10 protein-coding genes and 1 pseudogene are annotated in these 16,208 nt (G+C 71.2%); 3 read left to right on the top strand and 8 right to left on the bottom strand.

Translation table 11 applies throughout. The annotated features are described in order from the left end of the window. Positions 1 to 76: 76 nt before the first annotated feature. The 3 genes from ON30_RS05135 to ON30_RS05125 form a co-directional block, all read right to left on the bottom strand. On the bottom strand, positions 77 to 1,054 hold the full coding sequence (locus tag ON30_RS05135; RefSeq protein ID WP_051028951.1) for a M48 family metalloprotease: 978 nt from the start codon (positions 1,052 to 1,054) through the stop codon (positions 77 to 79). A 36-nt stretch (positions 1,055 to 1,090) separates the two neighbouring features. Continuing rightward, entirely contained in the window at positions 1,091 to 4,414 is a 3,324-nt protein-coding gene (locus ON30_RS05130) for an error-prone DNA polymerase (RefSeq protein WP_040704606.1), read from the bottom strand. 167 nt (positions 4,415 to 4,581) lie between these two features. Beyond that, positions 4,582 to 5,814, bottom strand: a complete 1,233-nt coding sequence (locus tag ON30_RS05125) for a helix-turn-helix domain-containing protein (RefSeq protein WP_083911147.1) — start codon at positions 5,812 to 5,814, stop codon at positions 4,582 to 4,584. Between the two features lie 126 nt (positions 5,815 to 5,940). Between ON30_RS05125 and ON30_RS35885 the strand changes: the two genes are divergently transcribed. Further along, a complete protein-coding gene (locus tag ON30_RS35885) occupies positions 5,941 to 7,680 on the top strand; it encodes an FAD-dependent oxidoreductase (RefSeq protein ID WP_051028949.1) in 1,740 nt (579 codons plus the stop codon). Here ON30_RS35885 and ON30_RS05115 read toward each other — a convergent pair. Both ON30_RS05115 and ON30_RS05110 read right to left on the bottom strand, forming a co-directional pair. Further along, a complete protein-coding gene (locus tag ON30_RS05115; protein ID WP_040704604.1) occupies positions 7,677 to 8,741 on the bottom strand; it encodes a dTDP-glucose 4,6-dehydratase in 1,065 nt (354 codons plus the stop codon). The genes ON30_RS35885 and ON30_RS05115 overlap by 4 nt on opposite strands. A gap of 228 nt (positions 8,742 to 8,969) precedes the next feature. Next, positions 8,970 to 9,425 (bottom strand): hypothetical protein, encoded by a 456-nt coding sequence (locus ON30_RS05110; RefSeq protein WP_040704603.1) that lies wholly within the window; start codon positions 9,423 to 9,425, stop codon positions 8,970 to 8,972. Between the two features lie 330 nt (positions 9,426 to 9,755). On the opposite strand from ON30_RS05110, the gene ON30_RS05105 reads away from it, so the two are divergent. After that, positions 9,756 to 10,748: an SDR family NAD(P)-dependent oxidoreductase gene (locus ON30_RS05105; RefSeq protein ID WP_040704602.1), complete on the top strand. Its 993-nt coding sequence runs from the start codon at positions 9,756 to 9,758 to the stop codon at positions 10,746 to 10,748. A gap of 229 nt (positions 10,749 to 10,977) precedes the next feature. Here ON30_RS05105 and ON30_RS05100 read toward each other — a convergent pair whose 3' ends face one another. From ON30_RS05100 to imuA', 3 genes and pseudogenes are all read right to left on the bottom strand, one after another. After that, complete coding sequence (locus ON30_RS05100; protein WP_245553942.1) at positions 10,978 to 11,928, bottom strand: ferredoxin family protein; 951 nt, start codon at positions 11,926 to 11,928, stop codon at positions 10,978 to 10,980. A 239-nt stretch (positions 11,929 to 12,167) separates the two neighbouring features. Next, positions 12,168 to 13,769 carry a DNA polymerase Y family protein gene (locus ON30_RS05095; RefSeq protein WP_373282494.1) on the bottom strand — a complete coding sequence of 534 codons (1,602 nt, stop codon included), beginning with the start codon at positions 13,767 to 13,769 and terminating at the stop codon, positions 12,168 to 12,170. A 67-nt stretch (positions 13,770 to 13,836) separates the two neighbouring features. Further along, positions 13,837 to 14,587: pseudogene (gene imuA', locus ON30_RS05090) on the bottom strand (DnaE2-dependent mutagenesis accessory factor ImuA'). A gap of 440 nt (positions 14,588 to 15,027) precedes the next feature. On the opposite strand from imuA', the gene ON30_RS05085 reads away from it, so the two are divergent. Further along, the gene (locus ON30_RS05085) at positions 15,028 to 16,173 is read left to right on the top strand and encodes a serine/threonine-protein kinase (protein WP_040704601.1); all 1,146 of its coding nucleotides are present in this window, start codon (positions 15,028 to 15,030) and stop codon (positions 16,171 to 16,173) included. Positions 16,174 to 16,208 lie beyond the last annotated feature (35 nt).

The following is a 16,208-nucleotide window of genomic DNA, read 5'->3' as shown; positions in this document are numbered from 1 at the left end:
TCGACTCTGGGTCGTATCGGCGAGGTCGTCGCGCGCAACCGGCAGTAGCCGTCGCGGCGGCGCGGTCGGGGTCGGCTCAGGTGGAACGCGGGGCGGCGAGGCGGGTTTCGACGGCGGCGATCCGGGCGGCGATGGGCGGGTGGGTGTCGAGCAGTCGGGCCAGCCGGCCCGCGGGTTCGGCGCGGCGTGACCAGAGGTCGAGGACGGCGAGGGTTTCGCGACCGTAGCCGAGGTCGACGGCGACCCGGTCGGCGTCGACCTCGGTGCGACGGCGTTGGGCTCGCGCGGCGAAGGGTTCCACGACGATCGCGGCCAACGGCAGGGCGGCCAACGGCCCGAAGTGCAGGACGGCCAGGACCGCGACGGCGAGGATGGTCGCGATCCGAGCGAGCACGGCGACGGTGATTCCGATGACGTCGATCGCGCCGCGCACCCCGAACGCGCGCAGCAGCGCGACCACGCCGACGATGTGGGCGGCGCGGGCGACGAAAACGGCCAGCAGCCAGGTGATCCGGACCAGCGCCTGCCAGCAGACCCGGATCGGCAGCGCGTACCAGTAGACCATCATCTGGGCGCGTTGGGCGCCGCCGTGGTGGTGGCCGAGTTCGTGGGCGAGCACGGCTTCGAGTTCGCGCGGCCCGAGTTCGGCGACCGCGGCGCTGGTGACGGCGACGATGCGGCCGGGCGCGGCGAGCGCGTTGAGTTGCGCGGTGTCCTGCACCCACAGCGAGTAGTCGCTCGCGCGGACCCCGGCGACGCGGGCGACGTTGTGCCAGGCGGTGATCAGCGCGCCTTGTTCGTCCGGGCGCGGATGACGGACGGGGAAGATCGCCTGCGCCATCTCGGCGGTGGGGACGGGTACCAAAGGGCCGCCGACCAGCCAGATCGCGATCAGCCCGAAGGCGGGCCACAGTCCGATCAGCGCGCCCGCGGCGAAGACGAGCAGTCCGCCGAGCACGGTGGAGGGCAGGGAGGCGAGCAGGGTGACCAGGGCGGTGGTGATCCGCGCGCGGCGCGGCACCGGGGAGAGGTCGTCGGAGAGGTCCAGGTGCATGGGGTCCGTTCGTCCGTGCTGCGCGCCCGCGGTGGGTCAGCGGAAATCGCGCGACCGTGATTCGACGCGCAACTCCAGGCGTTGGAGATGTTCGGCGACGACGCTGACCGCCCCCTCGGCGTTCTGCACCCGTCCGCGGATGAGCAGGGCGGGCGCGCTCTGGGCCAGGCGGCGGTATCGGGTCCACAAGCCGACCGAGCAGACGACGTTGACCATACCGGTCTCGTCCTCGAGATTCAGGAAGGTGACCCCGGCGGCGGTGGCGGGGCGCTGCCGGTGGGTGACCGCGCCACCGACCAGCACCCGTGATCCGTCGGGGACGGCGAGCAGTCCGTCGGCGGGGATCACCCCGAGTTCGTCGAGTCGGGGTCGCAGGAATTCGGTGGGGTAGCTGCCCGGGGAGACGCCGGTCGCCCAGACGTCGGCGGCGGCGAGTTCGAGTGCGCTCATCCCGGGCAGGGCGGGGGCTTCGGTGGCCGCGCCGGTGCCGGGCAGGCGGTCGTGACGTTCGCCCGCGGCCGCGCCCGCCGCCCACAGGGCCGCGCGGCGACTGTCGGCGAGGTGACCGAGCGCGCCCGCGGTGGCGAGCGCTTCGGCTTGGGCGACGCTCAGTTCGACCCGTCCGGTGAGGTCGAGGAAGGAGGTGTAGGGGCCGGATTCCCGTGCGGCGACGATCTTCTCGGCCAGGTCGGCGCCGATGTGCCGGACCGAGGCCAGACCGAGCCGGATCTCGGCGCCGTGGTTCTCCAGATCGGCTTCGGCGCGGGAGGCGTTGACGTCGGGTCCGTGCACGAGAACGCCGTGGCGGCGCGCGTCGGCGACCAGGGACTGCGGGGAGTAGAAGCCCATCGGCTGGGCGCGCAGCAGTCCGGCGCAGAACGCGGCCGGATGGTGCAGTTTGAACCACGCCGAATAGAACACCAGCGCGGCGAAACTCTGCGAATGACTTTCCGGGAAGCCGAAATTTGCGAAGGCGTAGAGCTTCTCGTAGATGCGGTCGGCGACCTCGCCGGTGATGCCGTGCAGTTCGCGCATGCCCTGGTAGAGCCGGGCGCGCAGCCGTTCCATTCGTTCCGGTGACCGTTTGGAGCCCATGGCGCGGCGGAGTTGGTCGGCTTCGGCGGCGGTGAATCCGGCGACGTCGACGGCCATCTGCATGAGTTGTTCCTGGAACAGCGGGACGCCGAGGGTGCGGCCGAGCGAATTGCGCAGCGCCGGATGGTCGAAGGTGATCTCCTCCTGACCGTTGCGGCGGCGGATGAAGGGGTGCACCGAGCCGCCTTGGATCGGGCCGGGCCGGATCAGCGCGACCTCCACCACCAGGTCGTAGAACACGCGCGGGCGCAGGCGCGGCAGGGTGGCCATCTGGGCGCGCGACTCCACTTGGAAGACGCCGATCGAGTCGGCGCGCGAGAGCATTTCGTAGACGGCGGGCTCGGCCAGGTCGAGTCGGTGCAGTTCGACGGTCTCGCCGGTGTGCTCGCGCACCATGTCGATCATGTAGTGCAGGGCCGAGAGCATGCCGAGGCCGAGCATGTCGAATTTCACCAGTCCCACGGCGGCGCAGTCGTCCTTGTCCCATTGCAGGACGCTGCGGTCGGCCATGCGCGCCCATTCCACCGGGCACACGTCGGCGATGGGGCGGTCGCAGATCACCATGCCGCCGGAGTGGATGCCGAGATGGCGTGGCAGCCCTTCGATCTCGGCGGCCAGTTCCAGGACGGGTTCGGGGATGTCGGTGCCGGTCTCGGCGCCGATCCCGGTCCACCGGTTGACCTGTTTGCTCCAGGCGTCCTGCTGGCCCGGGGAGAAGCCGAGGGCGCGCGCGGCGTCGCGCACCGCCGATTTGCCCCGGTAGGTGATGACGTTGGCGACCTGCGCGGCGTAGGCGCGGCCGTAGCGGCGGTAGACGTGCTGGATCGCCTCCTCGCGGCGGTCGGATTCGATGTCGATGTCGATGTCGGGCGGTCCATCGCGCTCGGGTGACAGGAACCGCTCGAAGAGCAGGTCGTTGCCCACGGGGTCGACGTTGGTGATGCCGATGGCGTAGCAGATCGCCGAGTTGGCGGCCGAACCCCGCCCCTGGCACAGGATGTCGTTGTCCTGGCAGAAGGTGACGATGTCGTGCACCACCAGGAAGTATCCGGGGAAGCCGAGTACGGCGACGGTCTCGAGTTCGTAGTCGAGTTGGCGGTAGGCGGCGGGGTTGGCTTCGGGCGGTCCGTAGCGCCGCCGCGCGCCCGCCATGGTCAGTTCGCGCAGCCAGGAGTTCTCGTCGTGGCCGTCGGGCACCTCGAACGGGGGTAGTCGGGGGGCGATCAGCCGCAGGTCGAAGGCGCATTGGCGGGCGAGGGCGGCGGCGTTGGCGACCGCGTCGGTCCCGCCCGCGAACAGGCGCGCCATCTCCGCGCCGGAGCGCAGGTGCGCGCCACCCGCCGCGGGGAGCCAGCCTGCCAGGTCGTCGAGGCTCGACCGGGCCCGGATGGCGGCCATCGCCATGGCGCGGCGGCGTTGCGCGGGCCCGGCGACGTGCGCGCCGGTGGTGGCGACGACGGGCAGGGCGAAGCGGCCCGCGAGGGCGCGCAGGTGGGCGTTGCGTTCGTCGTCCTCGGGGATGCCGTGGTGGGTGAGTTCCACCGCGACCCGGTCGACACCGAAGCGTTCCACCAGATCCCCCAGGGCCGCCGCGGCTTCGGGCAGGTCGGTGGCCGAAGCGCGCAGGTCGCGGGCGAGGGCCTGGCGCAGCGTGCCCTTGCGGCAACCGGTGAGAATCTGCCAGTGCCCGTCCGCCGCGGCGGTGAGCGTGTCGATGTCGTAGCGCAGGATGCCCTTCTCCCCCGCGGCCAGGTGCGCGGCGGAGATCTCCCGGGAGAGCCTGCGGTAGCCCTCCTGACCTCGGGCCAGGATCAGCAGGTGCGGTCCGGCGGGGTCGGGTGCGCCGGTGCGCGGGGCGGAGTCGACGCCGCGGTCCGTGCCGAGGGACAGTTCCGCGCCGAAGACGGTCGGCATCCCCCATTCCCGGGCGGCCTCGGCGAAGCGCACGGTGCCGTAGAAGCCGTCGTGGTCGGTCAGCGCGATGGCTTCCAGGCCGAGGCGCACCGCCTCCTCGACCAGTTCCTCGGGGTGGCTCGCGCCGTCGAGGAAGCTGTAGGCCGAGTGGGCGTGCAGTTCGGCGTAGGGGACGGTCGGGCTCGGCGCCGGCACGTCCGGGTCGGCCCGGTAGGCCCCGCGGGTGCGGGTCCAGGCGGGGCTGTCGCCGCCGTCGCCGGGGTACATCGCCTCCGGGTCGGTCCGGCCGGGTCTGCCGGACAGCACGCGTTCCATCTCCGCCCACGTCGGCGGACCGTCTCCCCAGTCCACGACCGATCACCTCCTCATCCATCGAACATACATTCGATGGATGACGGATCATAGATCGATCGCAGACCCGCGTGTCGGCACGGATCAGTCGACGTTGTCGTTGACGCGGTTACCTCGGCCAGCGCTCATCACCGTGACCGGCCCCTGGCCATGCCGCGGCGGCTGGGTCAGGTGGCGGTGGTGACGAGTTCGGATGCGTGTCGGGCGATCTTGTCGAGCGCTTTCGCGGTCCGAGCGGACCGCACTCGCTGTAGGACCGGGATGACCGAGGTCCACAGCGCGACCGCGCCACCCTCGTCACCGGTCTTCCATTGCGCGAGACCAGCGTCGGCGCAGGTGAGTGCGTGGACCCGGGCATGGGTACCAGGGTTCCAGATCGACGCCCCGAGGGTGAACAGCTGTTGCGCTTGCCCGTGTTCGCCCAGTGAAGTGAAGGCTTTCGCGGCCTGGTCGATGACGGTGGCCTTGTTCGGGCACCACATCGCGATCGCGCGTGGCGCGGGTTCGGCGAGGTCGGCGGTCATCGCCGGTTCGACGCGGCGAAGGACATCTCGAGCTCGTGCGTGGTTTCCGGACTCGGCGTGACAGCGCGCCAACCCCATCGTGAACAGCGCGTCGACGTCGGCACCGAGATGCCCGTGCGCGCGCTGCGCCGCTTCTTCGGCGAGGTCGACACTGAAGCGTCGTTGCTGGATATCCACGCCCTGCAGTGCCAGCGCCCGCAGAACCCACGCTTGTTGCACGGGGCTGTCGGCATGCTCGGCCAGCCGCAGCGCGGCGAGATAGTAGCGTTGCGCGATTCCGTCCTGGCCGGCGTCGTGGGCCTTGAAGGCCGCCAGGTAGGCCAGCTCGCAGGCAGCGGAGAACGCCTCGCAACGCACGCGCACGTCAGCGAAGCGCGACCTGAGTAGATCGGCGACATCGGTGACGAGGAACTCCGCGACCGCGGTGCGTCCGATACCACCGCCGCGTGCCTCATCCAACGACAGCAACGCTGAGGTGACCGCGCGAACCGCGTCGACTTCGGCCATGCCGACCGTGCGGGCCGACGTCGCCATCAGACGGTCAGCGCCAAGGGCGGTCAGCGCCGTCGCGCTCAACGCCGCGGTGTAGGCGGCACGCAGCAGGAACGAGCGGCGGTCGACATCCGCGCGACCCAACGCGGTCACCGCGGCGACAGGATCTGTGTAGGCGCCACAGACGCGTTCGTACCACAACGCGAGGTCCGGCGGCGCCCCACGTGTACCGGTCTCGTAGTGGCCGAGCGCTGATTTGCTGAAGTTCAGCCGGGCGGCCATCTGCGACAGTGACAGCCCAGCGGCTTCGCGCGCGGCCTTGAGCTGGGCACCAACCACAGCGGCGGCCTCACGCTCAACCGCACAGCGACCCCGGGTCGTCATATGTCGATGCTATCGAGGTGTAGACACCCGGAGACGCGGAACGAGACATCGTCGCCCCGAATCTCACCACCCTGGACACCAGTACCGGGCTGAGCGGGTGGCCCGACGTATCTCAGGGGGGGCGTGATGAAAAAGCGGATCGATTGTGTCGTCATCGGCGGCGGAGTCGCCGGGTTGATGACCGCAGCACGGCTGGCGGGCGCGGGAATGAGTGTGCGGCTGATCGAGCGTGATCTTCTCGGCGCGGGCGCGACGACAAGCAATCACGGGCTGGTCCACTCCGGAGCGCTCTACGCGCGCTGGCACCCCGAGATTGTCACCACATGCGCGCTAGCCCAGATCACCTACCGGACCGCCTTCCCTGACTGCGTGGTTGCCACGCAGCCGTGCTGGTACTACGGCACACCGGAGACCATGCACACCTACCGCCAGTTGTGGCGCCGTCACGACATCGTCAACCGTGGCGTCGGCAGCCGCGAAATCAGTGAGTTGTTACGTGTTCACGGTCGCGATGTCGCCGCGTCCGAGATCAGCGAACTGGTTATCGACACTCGTGCGCTCCTGAATCGCCTCGCCGCACACTGTGTTTCGTCCGGGGTAGAGATCGCGGTCGGGGTGGAAGCCGCCCGGATCGTCACCGAAGATCGCCGGGTATGCGGCGTGGCGACGGCGCACGGGTCGATGTCCACGCCGACAGTGGTGGTCTGCGCGGGCATCGGCACCCGCGCTCTGCTCGATGACGCGGGATCGATGATCGGCACCCTCCTGTCGTCGCGGTTGGAGATGCTGACCGCCTACCCAGGCGCTCTGCCTCGGCCGATGATCGGGCTCGAGTTCGGATGGCCCGCGTTGGCGCCGACCGCTAGCGGGGTGGTGCTGGCATCGCGCTACGGCGGAGCCCAGCCCACGGTGACAAAAGCAGGCCGCAATTCCGGGTCGACCGCCCTCGAGATCATCTTCTCCTGGTTGGACGTGACCGGGCGAACCGTGCTGGTCCCGACCAACACCAACTACGCGACCGCCGCAGCCGCGCTGCGCGCGGGGGCTCGCGTCGAACTCTACGACTCGGGTCTGTATCCCGACCTCGACGACATCGCCATGCGACTGACCGGCTCGGTCGCCGCTGTGGTGGTCGTCCACATCGGCGGCTACCTCAGCCCACGACTGCCCGAATTGGTCACGATGTGCGAACGTGCGGGCGTTGCGTTGGTGGAAGACGCCGCCCACGCTCACGGCGCGCACCTGCACGGCATCCCAGCGGGCGGCTTCGGGGTCGCCGCGGCCTGGTCGTTCTTCGCGACCAAGGTCGTCACCACCGGCGGCAAGGGCGGCGCGATCACCACCAACGACAACACCCTCGCCGCGTTCGCCCGCCGATTCCGCAACCAGGGAAAGGACAGCGTCGGCGTTCACATCCTGGCAGGCAACAGCTGGCGGCTGACCGAGATCGGCGCGGTCCTGGGGGCGATCGGCCTCGATCAGCTCACCGCCGACACCCGCACCCGCCGCGCCATCATCGACCGCTACCAGCACACCCTCGACGGTCCCGCCTCGATGTTCCCCGACATCGGCGACAACACACAGGTCAGCGGCCACAAATGCGTCGCGCTGCTCGCCGACGGCGTCGACCGGGACTCGGTTCGGGCTGCGAGCGCCGAGCACGGGGTGACACTGGCACGCGGTGTCTACGAGCAACCGCTGCACCGACAGCCGGTTTTCGCCGATCTCAACGTCGATGATCGGTTCGGTCGGGCCGAGGACTTCGCCACCCGCCACATCTGCCTGCCGTTGTGGCGGTCGATGGACGCCGCAACCGTGGAGAAGGTGATTACCGCTGTCGCGGCCGCGACAGCCGCGGCGCGCTAGCCGACAGCGGCCGGACCGACACGCGACCAGTCGAAACCGAGGTCGCCCTTGTCGGTGATGATCTTCTCCCACCAGTCACGATGGTCGACGTACCAGGCCACTGTCTCGGCGATCCCGGCATCGAACGCCCGCGTCGGCGCCCAGCCGAGTTCGGTTTCGAGCTTGGCGGGATCGATGAGGTAGCGGCGGTCGTGGTTGGGCCGGTCGGGGATGTGTTCGATCCATTCGGCGGGATCGTGGCCGAGCTCGGCCACGATCCGCCGCGCGATATCGAGATTGGTGACCTCGCAGCGCGCGGAGATGTCGAAGATCGGGAGCAGCCCCGGATCGGTGCCCGCAGCGGCCGGAATCGAGGGAAGCTCGGCGTGCAACACCTGATGCACGGCCGCGCAATGGTCATCGACGTGCAGCCAGTCCCGCGACTGCAACCCATCGCCGTAGACCGGAACCTTGCGGCCGCGCAGCACGTTCGTCACCGCCAGCGGGATCAACTTCTCCGGCAGCTGGAAGCGACCATAGTTGTTGGCGCAGTGAGTCATCCGGATATTCAGGTCGGGATAGGTCGCCATGTAGGCGCGCACCATCTGATCACCGGCGGCCTTGGCCGCCGAGTACGGCGTCTTCGCGTTCAGCGGCGAGCGTTCGGTGAACCACTGCTGCCCGTCGCCCAGTTCCCCGTACACCTCGATAGTCGAGACATGCACGTGCGAGGTCACCGGAATCGATCTGCTGCACTCGGCCATCACCTGCGCGCCCAAAGCGTTGGACCGCATGAACACCGACGGCTCCAGGATCGCGCGATCGTTATGAGACTCGGCAGCGAAATTGACCACGAAATCTGGCCGGTACTGCCGGTAGATCGCTTTCATCGCCGCCTGGTCGGCGATATCGGCCCGGACGAAGCTGACCTTGTCGATGACCGTGTCCAGGTTGGCGATGTTGCCCGCGAACCCGATGTAGTCGACTGCTACGACGTGCGCGTCCGGCTCGCGTTCGAGCAGGAAAAGCACGTAGTTCGCGCCGATGAATCCAGCGGCACCGGTGACGAGGTAGACGGCCATGCGCGCGAGCCTATCCGACCCCACTTGGGCGAGGTCGCGCCAGCAGCTCACGGCTTTCTTCGCCCGCCTCGTGCCCTGTCAGAGGTAGTGCCGACGAGCGCGGTCACCGGCTGCGGCGTATCCACCCACCCGCCGCAGCCGCGGCGCGCGAACCGCTCCGGCCAGTCATCGAACACACTCGATGGAGGACAGATCACAGACCGGCCCCGACCCGCGTGTCGGCCGACTTCAGTCGACGGCCAGTCGCTCCGAGGAGCCCGCCTCCAGCGCCGCCTCGACGCGATCCAGACCCGACCGGATCATCGCGCCGTAGGCGTCCTCGGCCAGGATGCGCAGGTGACCGCGCGCGATCGCCAGTTGCATTTTCGCGCCGTCGAAATCGCCCACGCGGCGGTGACTGTCGGCCAGGTTGAGGTAGAGCGAGGGCAGGAAGCAGCGCAGGCCGTCGTCCAGGGGGATGCCGGGCGCGAAGACGGCCGCCAGCGCGCGCTGATCCCACACCAGCGCCTCGGCGTCGGTTTCCTGGAGGACGGCGAGATGATGCGCTACTACGCAGCGCTGCAACGGATCTCCGGCGGAGCCGAGTTCGTCCCAGAGGGTGCGTAGCGCATGTCGACCCTGTTCGGGATTCCCGCTCCCGCGCCGCACCGCGGCAAAGATGTCCGCCATCCGATCGTCCGCCATGCGCACGAGTATCGCACATATGTTCGATACTTTCGAGACGGCCCGCGAGGAAAAATCGCGGCGTTGCCAACCGGTTGCCCGCCGCGCTCGGTCGCTGAAAACTCTGCCGCGGAATATCTTCGAGAGGAGACCGGAATCCCCTCGGGCCGCCGGGAACGAACTCGCCCGCATCCGATGCGCCGCTCTCCCGGCAACCGGAGCGATCGCCACACGACCGGCGGTGCGGACGCCCGGGGAGACGGCAACGGCCCGGCCCTTGTCAGCGGAACTTACTTCGGAGTAAGTTCATGCCACGGACCGCCGTGCCGTCAGACCACGAAGGAGCAGGCGATGAACGCAGCGTCGCGTAACGACCCCACCACCGCCGACGCCGAACGGACCCGCCGCGACCGGCGACGCCGCGATCTCACCGATCGCCATGTCCTCATCACCGGCGCGTCCTCCGGGATCGGGCGCGCCGCCGCGCTGGCCGTCGCCGCCAAAGGGGCCGTCGTCTTCGTCGTGGCCCGCCGCGGTGACGAGATCGACGCCGTCGTCGCCGAGATCCGCGCCGCGGGCGGCCGCGCCCACGGCTACCCGTGCGACGTCACCGACACCGAATCGGTGGACAAGACCATCGCGGCCGTCCTCGACGAACACGGCCACGTCGACATGCTGGTCAACAACGCCGGACGGTCCATCCGCCGCGCCATCCACCGCTCCACCGACCGACTGCACGATTTCGAACGCACCATGGCCGTCAACTACTTCGGCGCGCTGCGCATGACGTTGGCGCTGCTGCCGCAGATGCGCGAACGCGGCTTCGGCCACATCGTGCAGATCAGCAGCGCGGGCGTGCAGGTCGCCACGCCGCGGTTCTCGGCCTACCTCGCCAGCAAGGCCGCCCTGGACAAGTTCACCGAGGTCGCCGCGATCGAAACCCTCGCCGACGGCGTCTCTTTCACCACCATCCACATGCCGCTGGTGCGCACCCCGATGATCACGCCCAGCGGCGATCAGGGCCCGTCCGAATCACCGGAATGGGCCGCCGCGACCATCGTGCGCGCCCTCGCCGAACGTCCCAAGCGCATCGACGTCCCCTTGGGCACCATCGCCGAATACGGCGCGCTGGTCACCCCCGGCATCCGCGACCGCATCCTGCACCGCTACTACCGCGCGCTGCCCGACTCCCCCGCCGCCAAGGGCGAGCTCACCGACAACGGCGACGAGGACCGGAGCGTGACGGTCGCGCCCGCACAACCCCGGCAGCGCTCGACGGCGGTGCGGGTGACCGGCACCGCCCTGCGACGCGCGGCGCGCTGGGTGCCCGGCACCCACTGGTGACGCGACCGCTCCGCCGGAGCTCCGACTGCGACACCCCCCGCGCGGCGCGCTCGCGTTCGAGTTCGCGGGGTGACGCGCCCACCCGCCTGCGCTCCGACTGCGACTTCCCTGGCGGGCGACGGCCACACCGCATCCGACCTCGGCGCTGTCCGCCCCCTGGTTCGCCGGAGGCCGTACGACGTCGATCACGCGGGGAGTGCGCGATCGTGCTCGGCGCGGCCCCCGGCGATCACGCGGGCAAGACCCTCGGGGCGTCGGCGACCACGGCGGTGACCGGTTTGGGTGACGCGCCGCAACTGGCCTGGCGTGGAGCGTAGTTCCGCGTGTGCACGCGCACCTGCCAGCGCCGTCCGTCACGGTGGGTGACCACGGCGACGCCCGCGAGGGTCGCGTCGACGGGCAGCGGCAGATCGGTGTCGGGCTCGTCGGGTTCCAGGTCGACCACCAGATCCTCCGCCCCGGCGGCGGCGACCTCGCGCACGGCGATCTCGGCGGCCTGCGCGACGGGCCCGTAGCAACTGCGCCCGCGCAGGCCGATCGGGGCGACCTCGCCGGCCATGGCCGCCTCCACCGCGCGGGCGGCTGCGGCGGCGTCGACGCGGCCGTAGGTCAGGCCGGTGGGCAACAGCACCACGGCGGGCGCGAAACGGTGACCGCCGGTGTGCGAACACTCCCAGACCAGGTCGGGATGTTCGGCGGCCAGGCCGGCGGCGATCGGTCGGCCCAGCAGCGCGCAGCACTGGTCGCGTTTGCCGTGCGCGCACACCAGCACCAGCGGATCGTCCACGCGGACACCGATTCCCGGCGGCGGTCCGGCCAGCAGCGACAGGTCGATGTCGAGCAGTTCGCGCGGATCGGTGATCTCCAGGCGCTCGCACCACGATCCCGTCGGGCGCGAACTCGCCAGCAGCACCGTGCGGGCGCCGGTGAACTCGCGGCGGCCGGGTCGCCGGATCAGGGTCGGGCGGACCCGGGCCGCTTTGGTCCGCACCGCCAGTTCGGCGGTGACCTCGGGGCCGAGCACGGCGTCGCCGAGCACGTCACGCCCCCACGGACCCGGATCTTCGACGCACAACCACCCCGGGACGACGGTCGCGGTCCCCGGCAGCGGGACATCTACCGCCGACGCGGCCGAACAGGTCATCCCGGCGAAGGACGTGGTTTCCAGCACCCCCGTCATCGGGCGCACGACATGGCGAGCGAAGCGGTCCCGGACCTGGCGGGACTCGCTCGACACGGGACGACACGGCGGCCGAACAGATCGGCCCGATCGGTGGGGAGGATGCCGCGCGGCGCGGGACCCTTCCGGCGGGCGCTGTCACTGGGCGGGCGAAGAGTGAGCACTTTTTCACTCTAGGTCGCCGATCGGGGCCACTCCGCGCGTGACATGACGCGCTGACCGGAGCGTGACCGTCGCGCTCAGTCGTAGACGCCCTCGGCGCGCCAACCTCGGTCCACATAGACCAGCAGCAGGGCTTTCGCGTCCTCGGCCGTGCCGTCGAGGCGGACCTGCGCGCGGGCCAGCGCGACGCCTTCCGGACTCCACCAGTGTTCGTCCACCGGCCACGGTCCGGCCCACGCGCTGAGCCGCCACTGCCTGCTGCCCCAGCGCAGGCGGGCCGGATCGGCGGAGAACAGGCCGCGGGCGGTGACCAGCACCGGTTCGCCGTCGGCGGATTCGAGCGTCACGGTCGGGCGGTTGACCAGCAGCAGCGCCGGCGCGGGTTCGGGCAGGCGGCCCGGCCACGGCAGGCCGGGGTCGGCGGCGGGAACCAGTTCCTCACCGAGCGCCACCAGGGTGACCCGTTCGACGGGACCGCGACCGCCGCTGAGCACCCCGACCCGCACCGCCTCGCCGCCGAGCAGTCCCTGCACCCGCACCAGGGCGCGGCGCGCGCGTTCGTCGTGTTCGCCGACCCCGCCCCACAGGCCGAGTTGCAACGCGCCCGCCCGCGCGACCTCGACCGGTTCCAGACGCAGCAGCGTGACCGGCGAGCCCGGACCGTCGCGATGGGTCAGCCAGCCGTCGAGTTGCCAGCGCACCCGGTCGGCGGTGTCCTGCGGGGTGAGCGGCTGGGCGCACCGCCAGATCCGGGAGAGCTGTTCGCCCGCTTCGGTTTCGGCGTGAATCGCCAACCGGGTGCAGGACACCGCCGCCGCGGCCAGCGCCTCGTGCAGTCGGGTGGCGAGCATGCGCCCGGCGAAGGCGGCGGCGTCGACCCGTTCGATCGGCGGATCGCAGCGGTACTCCACCGCGAGTTCCGGGGGCGGCCTGCGCGCCGAGGGCGGACGCCGCGGCGTCGCCCGCGCGCATCGGTGCGCCAGGACCGCGTCACCGCCGAAACGGGAGGTGACCTCGGCGGGCGAGAGCGCCGCGAAATCCCCGATCCGCCGCAGTCCGAGGCGGTGCAGCAGATCGACCAGGTCGCGCCGTTCGGGTGCGGGCGGATCGGGTTCGGTGGCCAGTTCCGCCACGGGCAGCGGCGCGAGGAACCGCGCGTCCTGCCCCGGCGGCACGATCACGGCCCGTTTGGCGGCGAACACCGCCGTGTCGAGTTCGTCGGCGATCCCGACCCACGCCTCGACGCCGACCGCCGCCACCGCGTCGACCAACCGTTCGGCCGCCCGCTCCTCCGACCCGAAATACCGTGCGGCCCCGCGCGCGCCGAGCGCGAGCAGACCCGGGCGCAGCACTTCGACACCGGGGACGGTCGCGTCCACCGCGGCGACGACCGCCTCGAACAGTCGCGCGTCGCGGTCGGGATCGTGTTGCGTCACGAACAATTCGGGGCAGCGCGCCTGTGCCTCCCTGCGCCGCAACCCCGGCGTGACGCCTTCGGCGCGGGCCAGCGCCGAACAGGCGAGCACCCGATTGCCCGACAGCACCGCCACCGGCCGCATCGCGGGCAGTCCCGCCGCCGCGGCCGCCGCCACCGCGGGCCAGTCGTGACACCACACGGCCAGCACCCGCGAGCGCCGCGGCCGGATCACACTGCGCCCCCGACGTTCACGACGTGACACCGCGGACCGCACCCGTCGATCACGAGGCCGCCCGAGGTCGCGCCGCCCGGCGACCACCACCGACCGTTCACGAGGCCGCGCCGTCCGCCGTGATCGGTTCCTCGACCCGGTCGACCCGCTCGCGCGCGACCCATTCCACCCGGCCCGCGGTGGGGCACAGGTCGATGCGGCCGCGGCGGGCCGGTCCGGCTTTGGCGCGGACGTCGACGTCCAGACACAGCGAGCGCAGGCGACCGCGGCCCGCGCCGAGTCCGGCGTAGCCGGTGACGCGGGATTCCAGGCGCAGGGCGGGGTCGGGCCAGTGACCGTCGGCGACGACGAGGGTGGCGCCGCCGCTGCGGGCGCGGGCGGCGAGCACGCGGGAGCGCGCGGGGGCGACGGCGCGGTCGGCGAGGCCGAGCACCACCAGATCCAGACCGTCCAGCAACACCGCAGCGATTTCGAGGGGGTCGGGCCGGGTCGGGGATGACGGCCACCCTGGCCAGTTCCGCGCCCATCTCCGCCGCGGCGAGCAGACCGAACCGCGGCATGCCCACCACCGCGGCGTGCCCGCCCGCCTCGGTCACCGCGGCGAGCAGACCCGCCAGCAACGAGCGCGCACCGCGGTAGGCGACCACCGACCCCTTGACCACACCGCCCTTCGGCAACAGTTCAGCGAGGGCAGCGGGCACCGCGAGGGATTCCCGGCGCAGTTCGGGCGCGTGCGCGGGTCGCGCCGACGGCGTCGCCCCGCGCGCGGGGATCGCCGCCATCCGACGGCGCAGTTCCTCCAGTTCGGGCCGTCTTCGTTCCTCCCCCACCCGCGCGTCCGAACCCATCACCACCACCTACTTCCCACGATGGACTCCGAGGGCGAAGTGAGCGGGCCGACCTCCCGACATCGGTCGATATCGGAGAGTCAGCACCGTTTCAGCTATCGATCACTATCGAATATACGTTCGATAGCGAACCAAGTAGAGACCCACCCCCGAGATCCGTCAAGCGTGTCGCCACACCCACCCCGACACCCCCGACCGTCACCCCGCGACACTCCCGGCTCACCCACCTCATTCAGCACGGCGGTACCAGAATTCACCGGAGATTCGCCCCGCGCCGCTCCCCGCGCGTCCCACCCGCGGCCCCGTGCCGCCCGCGCGTCCGGGTAGGGTCGGACACGTCCACGACGCCGCGGACCGGCGCCGTACGCGGCCCCCGACGGCCGTGGCCACCGTCGGCTCGAATCAGGTCGCCCACTACGAGATTCGGATACCCTGCACCCATGATCGATCGCCCACGCCCCATCGTCGGCCCCGAATACCTGGTCGCGGGCCGCTACCGCCTGAAGTCCAAGCTCGGCGGCGGCGGCATGGGCGCGGTGTGGCTGGCCCACGACCGGCTGCTCGATCGCGAAGTCGCCATCAAACAGGTGCTCTCCACCGCTGACCTGCCCGAAGCCGAGGCCAACCGGGTCCGCGAGCAGATCGTGCACGAAGGCCGGGTCGCCGCGAAGCTGTCCCACGACCACGCCATCGCCGTCTACGACGTGGTGTTGGAAGCGGGCGAACCCTGGCTGGTGATGGAACACCTGCCCTCGCGCAGCGTCGCCAAAGCCCTCGCCGTCTTCGACGCGCTGCCGGTGGTCGAGGTCGCCCAGATGGGCGCGCAGGTCGCCGACGCCTTGGCCGCCGCGCACGCGGTCGGCATCGTGCACCGCGACATCAAACCCGGCAACATCCTCGTCGCCGACCGCGGCCCCGGCGTCGGCCTGGCCAAACTCAGCGACTTCGGCATCTCGCGCGGCGCGGGCGACCTCACCGACGAACCCGACGGCATGATCACCGGCACACCCGCCTACCTGCCGCCCGAGGTCGCGCGCGGCGCGCGCCCCACCGAGGCCAGCGACGTGTTCTCGCTGGGCGCGACCCTCTACACCGCGATCGAGGGCCAACCGCCGTTCGGACTCGACGAGGACGCCGACGTACTGGTCGAACGCGCCGCGATGGCGCGGATCATCCCGCCCACCCGCACCGGCGTCCTCACCAACGCCATCCTGCACATGCTCGAACCCGCGCCGCAGCGCCGCCCGACGATGGCCGAGGCGCGCGACGAGATCCTCACCGCCGCCTTCGGTCCCGGCACCGGCCCCTACATCCTGGGCGCGCCCGTGCGCACCGAGGACGGCACCATCCCGGCCTGGGCCGCCCGCAATTCCGCCACCGGGGTGCGCAGCCCGCACGCCGCGCCACTGCCCCGACCGCAACGTCCGCAGCCGGTCGGACAGCAGCAGCCCGCCGCCGTCCCGCAGCGCGCGGCCCTCGGTCAGCGCTCCCAGGGCAACGCGCCGAGCAACGCGCCGCTGGCCATCGCCGTCGGCCTGCTCATCGGGTTGATCATCCTGATCGCGGTGCTCGTCGCGGTGATGTGAGGCCGGGGCGTCGCCGTCACGGTGACGCCTTGCGG

This window comes from Nocardia takedensis NBRC 100417, from assembly GCF_000308695.1.
Lineage (GTDB): Bacteria > Actinomycetota > Actinomycetes > Mycobacteriales > Mycobacteriaceae > Nocardia > Nocardia takedensis.
This window is presented reverse-complemented; position numbering and strand designations above follow the sequence as displayed.

Bases quoted from the DNA above. Each gene is read 5' to 3' on its own strand.
- ON30_RS05105 (WP_040704602.1), top strand. From the start codon at position 9,756: ATGAACGCAGCGTCGCGTAACGACCCCACCACCGCCGACGCCGAACGG.
- ON30_RS05125 (WP_083911147.1), bottom strand. From the start codon at position 5,814: ATGACGACCCGGGGTCGCTGTGCGGTTGAGCGTGAGGCCGCCGCTGTG.
- ON30_RS05115 (WP_040704604.1), bottom strand. From the start codon at position 8,741: ATGGCCGTCTACCTCGTCACCGGTGCCGCTGGATTCATCGGCGCGAAC.
- ON30_RS05085 (WP_040704601.1), top strand. From the start codon at position 15,028: ATGATCGATCGCCCACGCCCCATCGTCGGCCCCGAATACCTGGTCGCG.
- ON30_RS05100 (WP_245553942.1), bottom strand. From the start codon at position 11,928: ATGACGGGGGTGCTGGAAACCACGTCCTTCGCCGGGATGACCTGTTCG.
- ON30_RS35885 (WP_051028949.1), top strand. From the start codon at position 5,941: ATGAAAAAGCGGATCGATTGTGTCGTCATCGGCGGCGGAGTCGCCGGG.
- ON30_RS05135 (WP_051028951.1), bottom strand. From the start codon at position 1,054: ATGCACCTGGACCTCTCCGACGACCTCTCCCCGGTGCCGCGCCGCGCG.
- ON30_RS05110 (WP_040704603.1), bottom strand. From the start codon at position 9,425: ATGGCGGACGATCGGATGGCGGACATCTTTGCCGCGGTGCGGCGCGGG.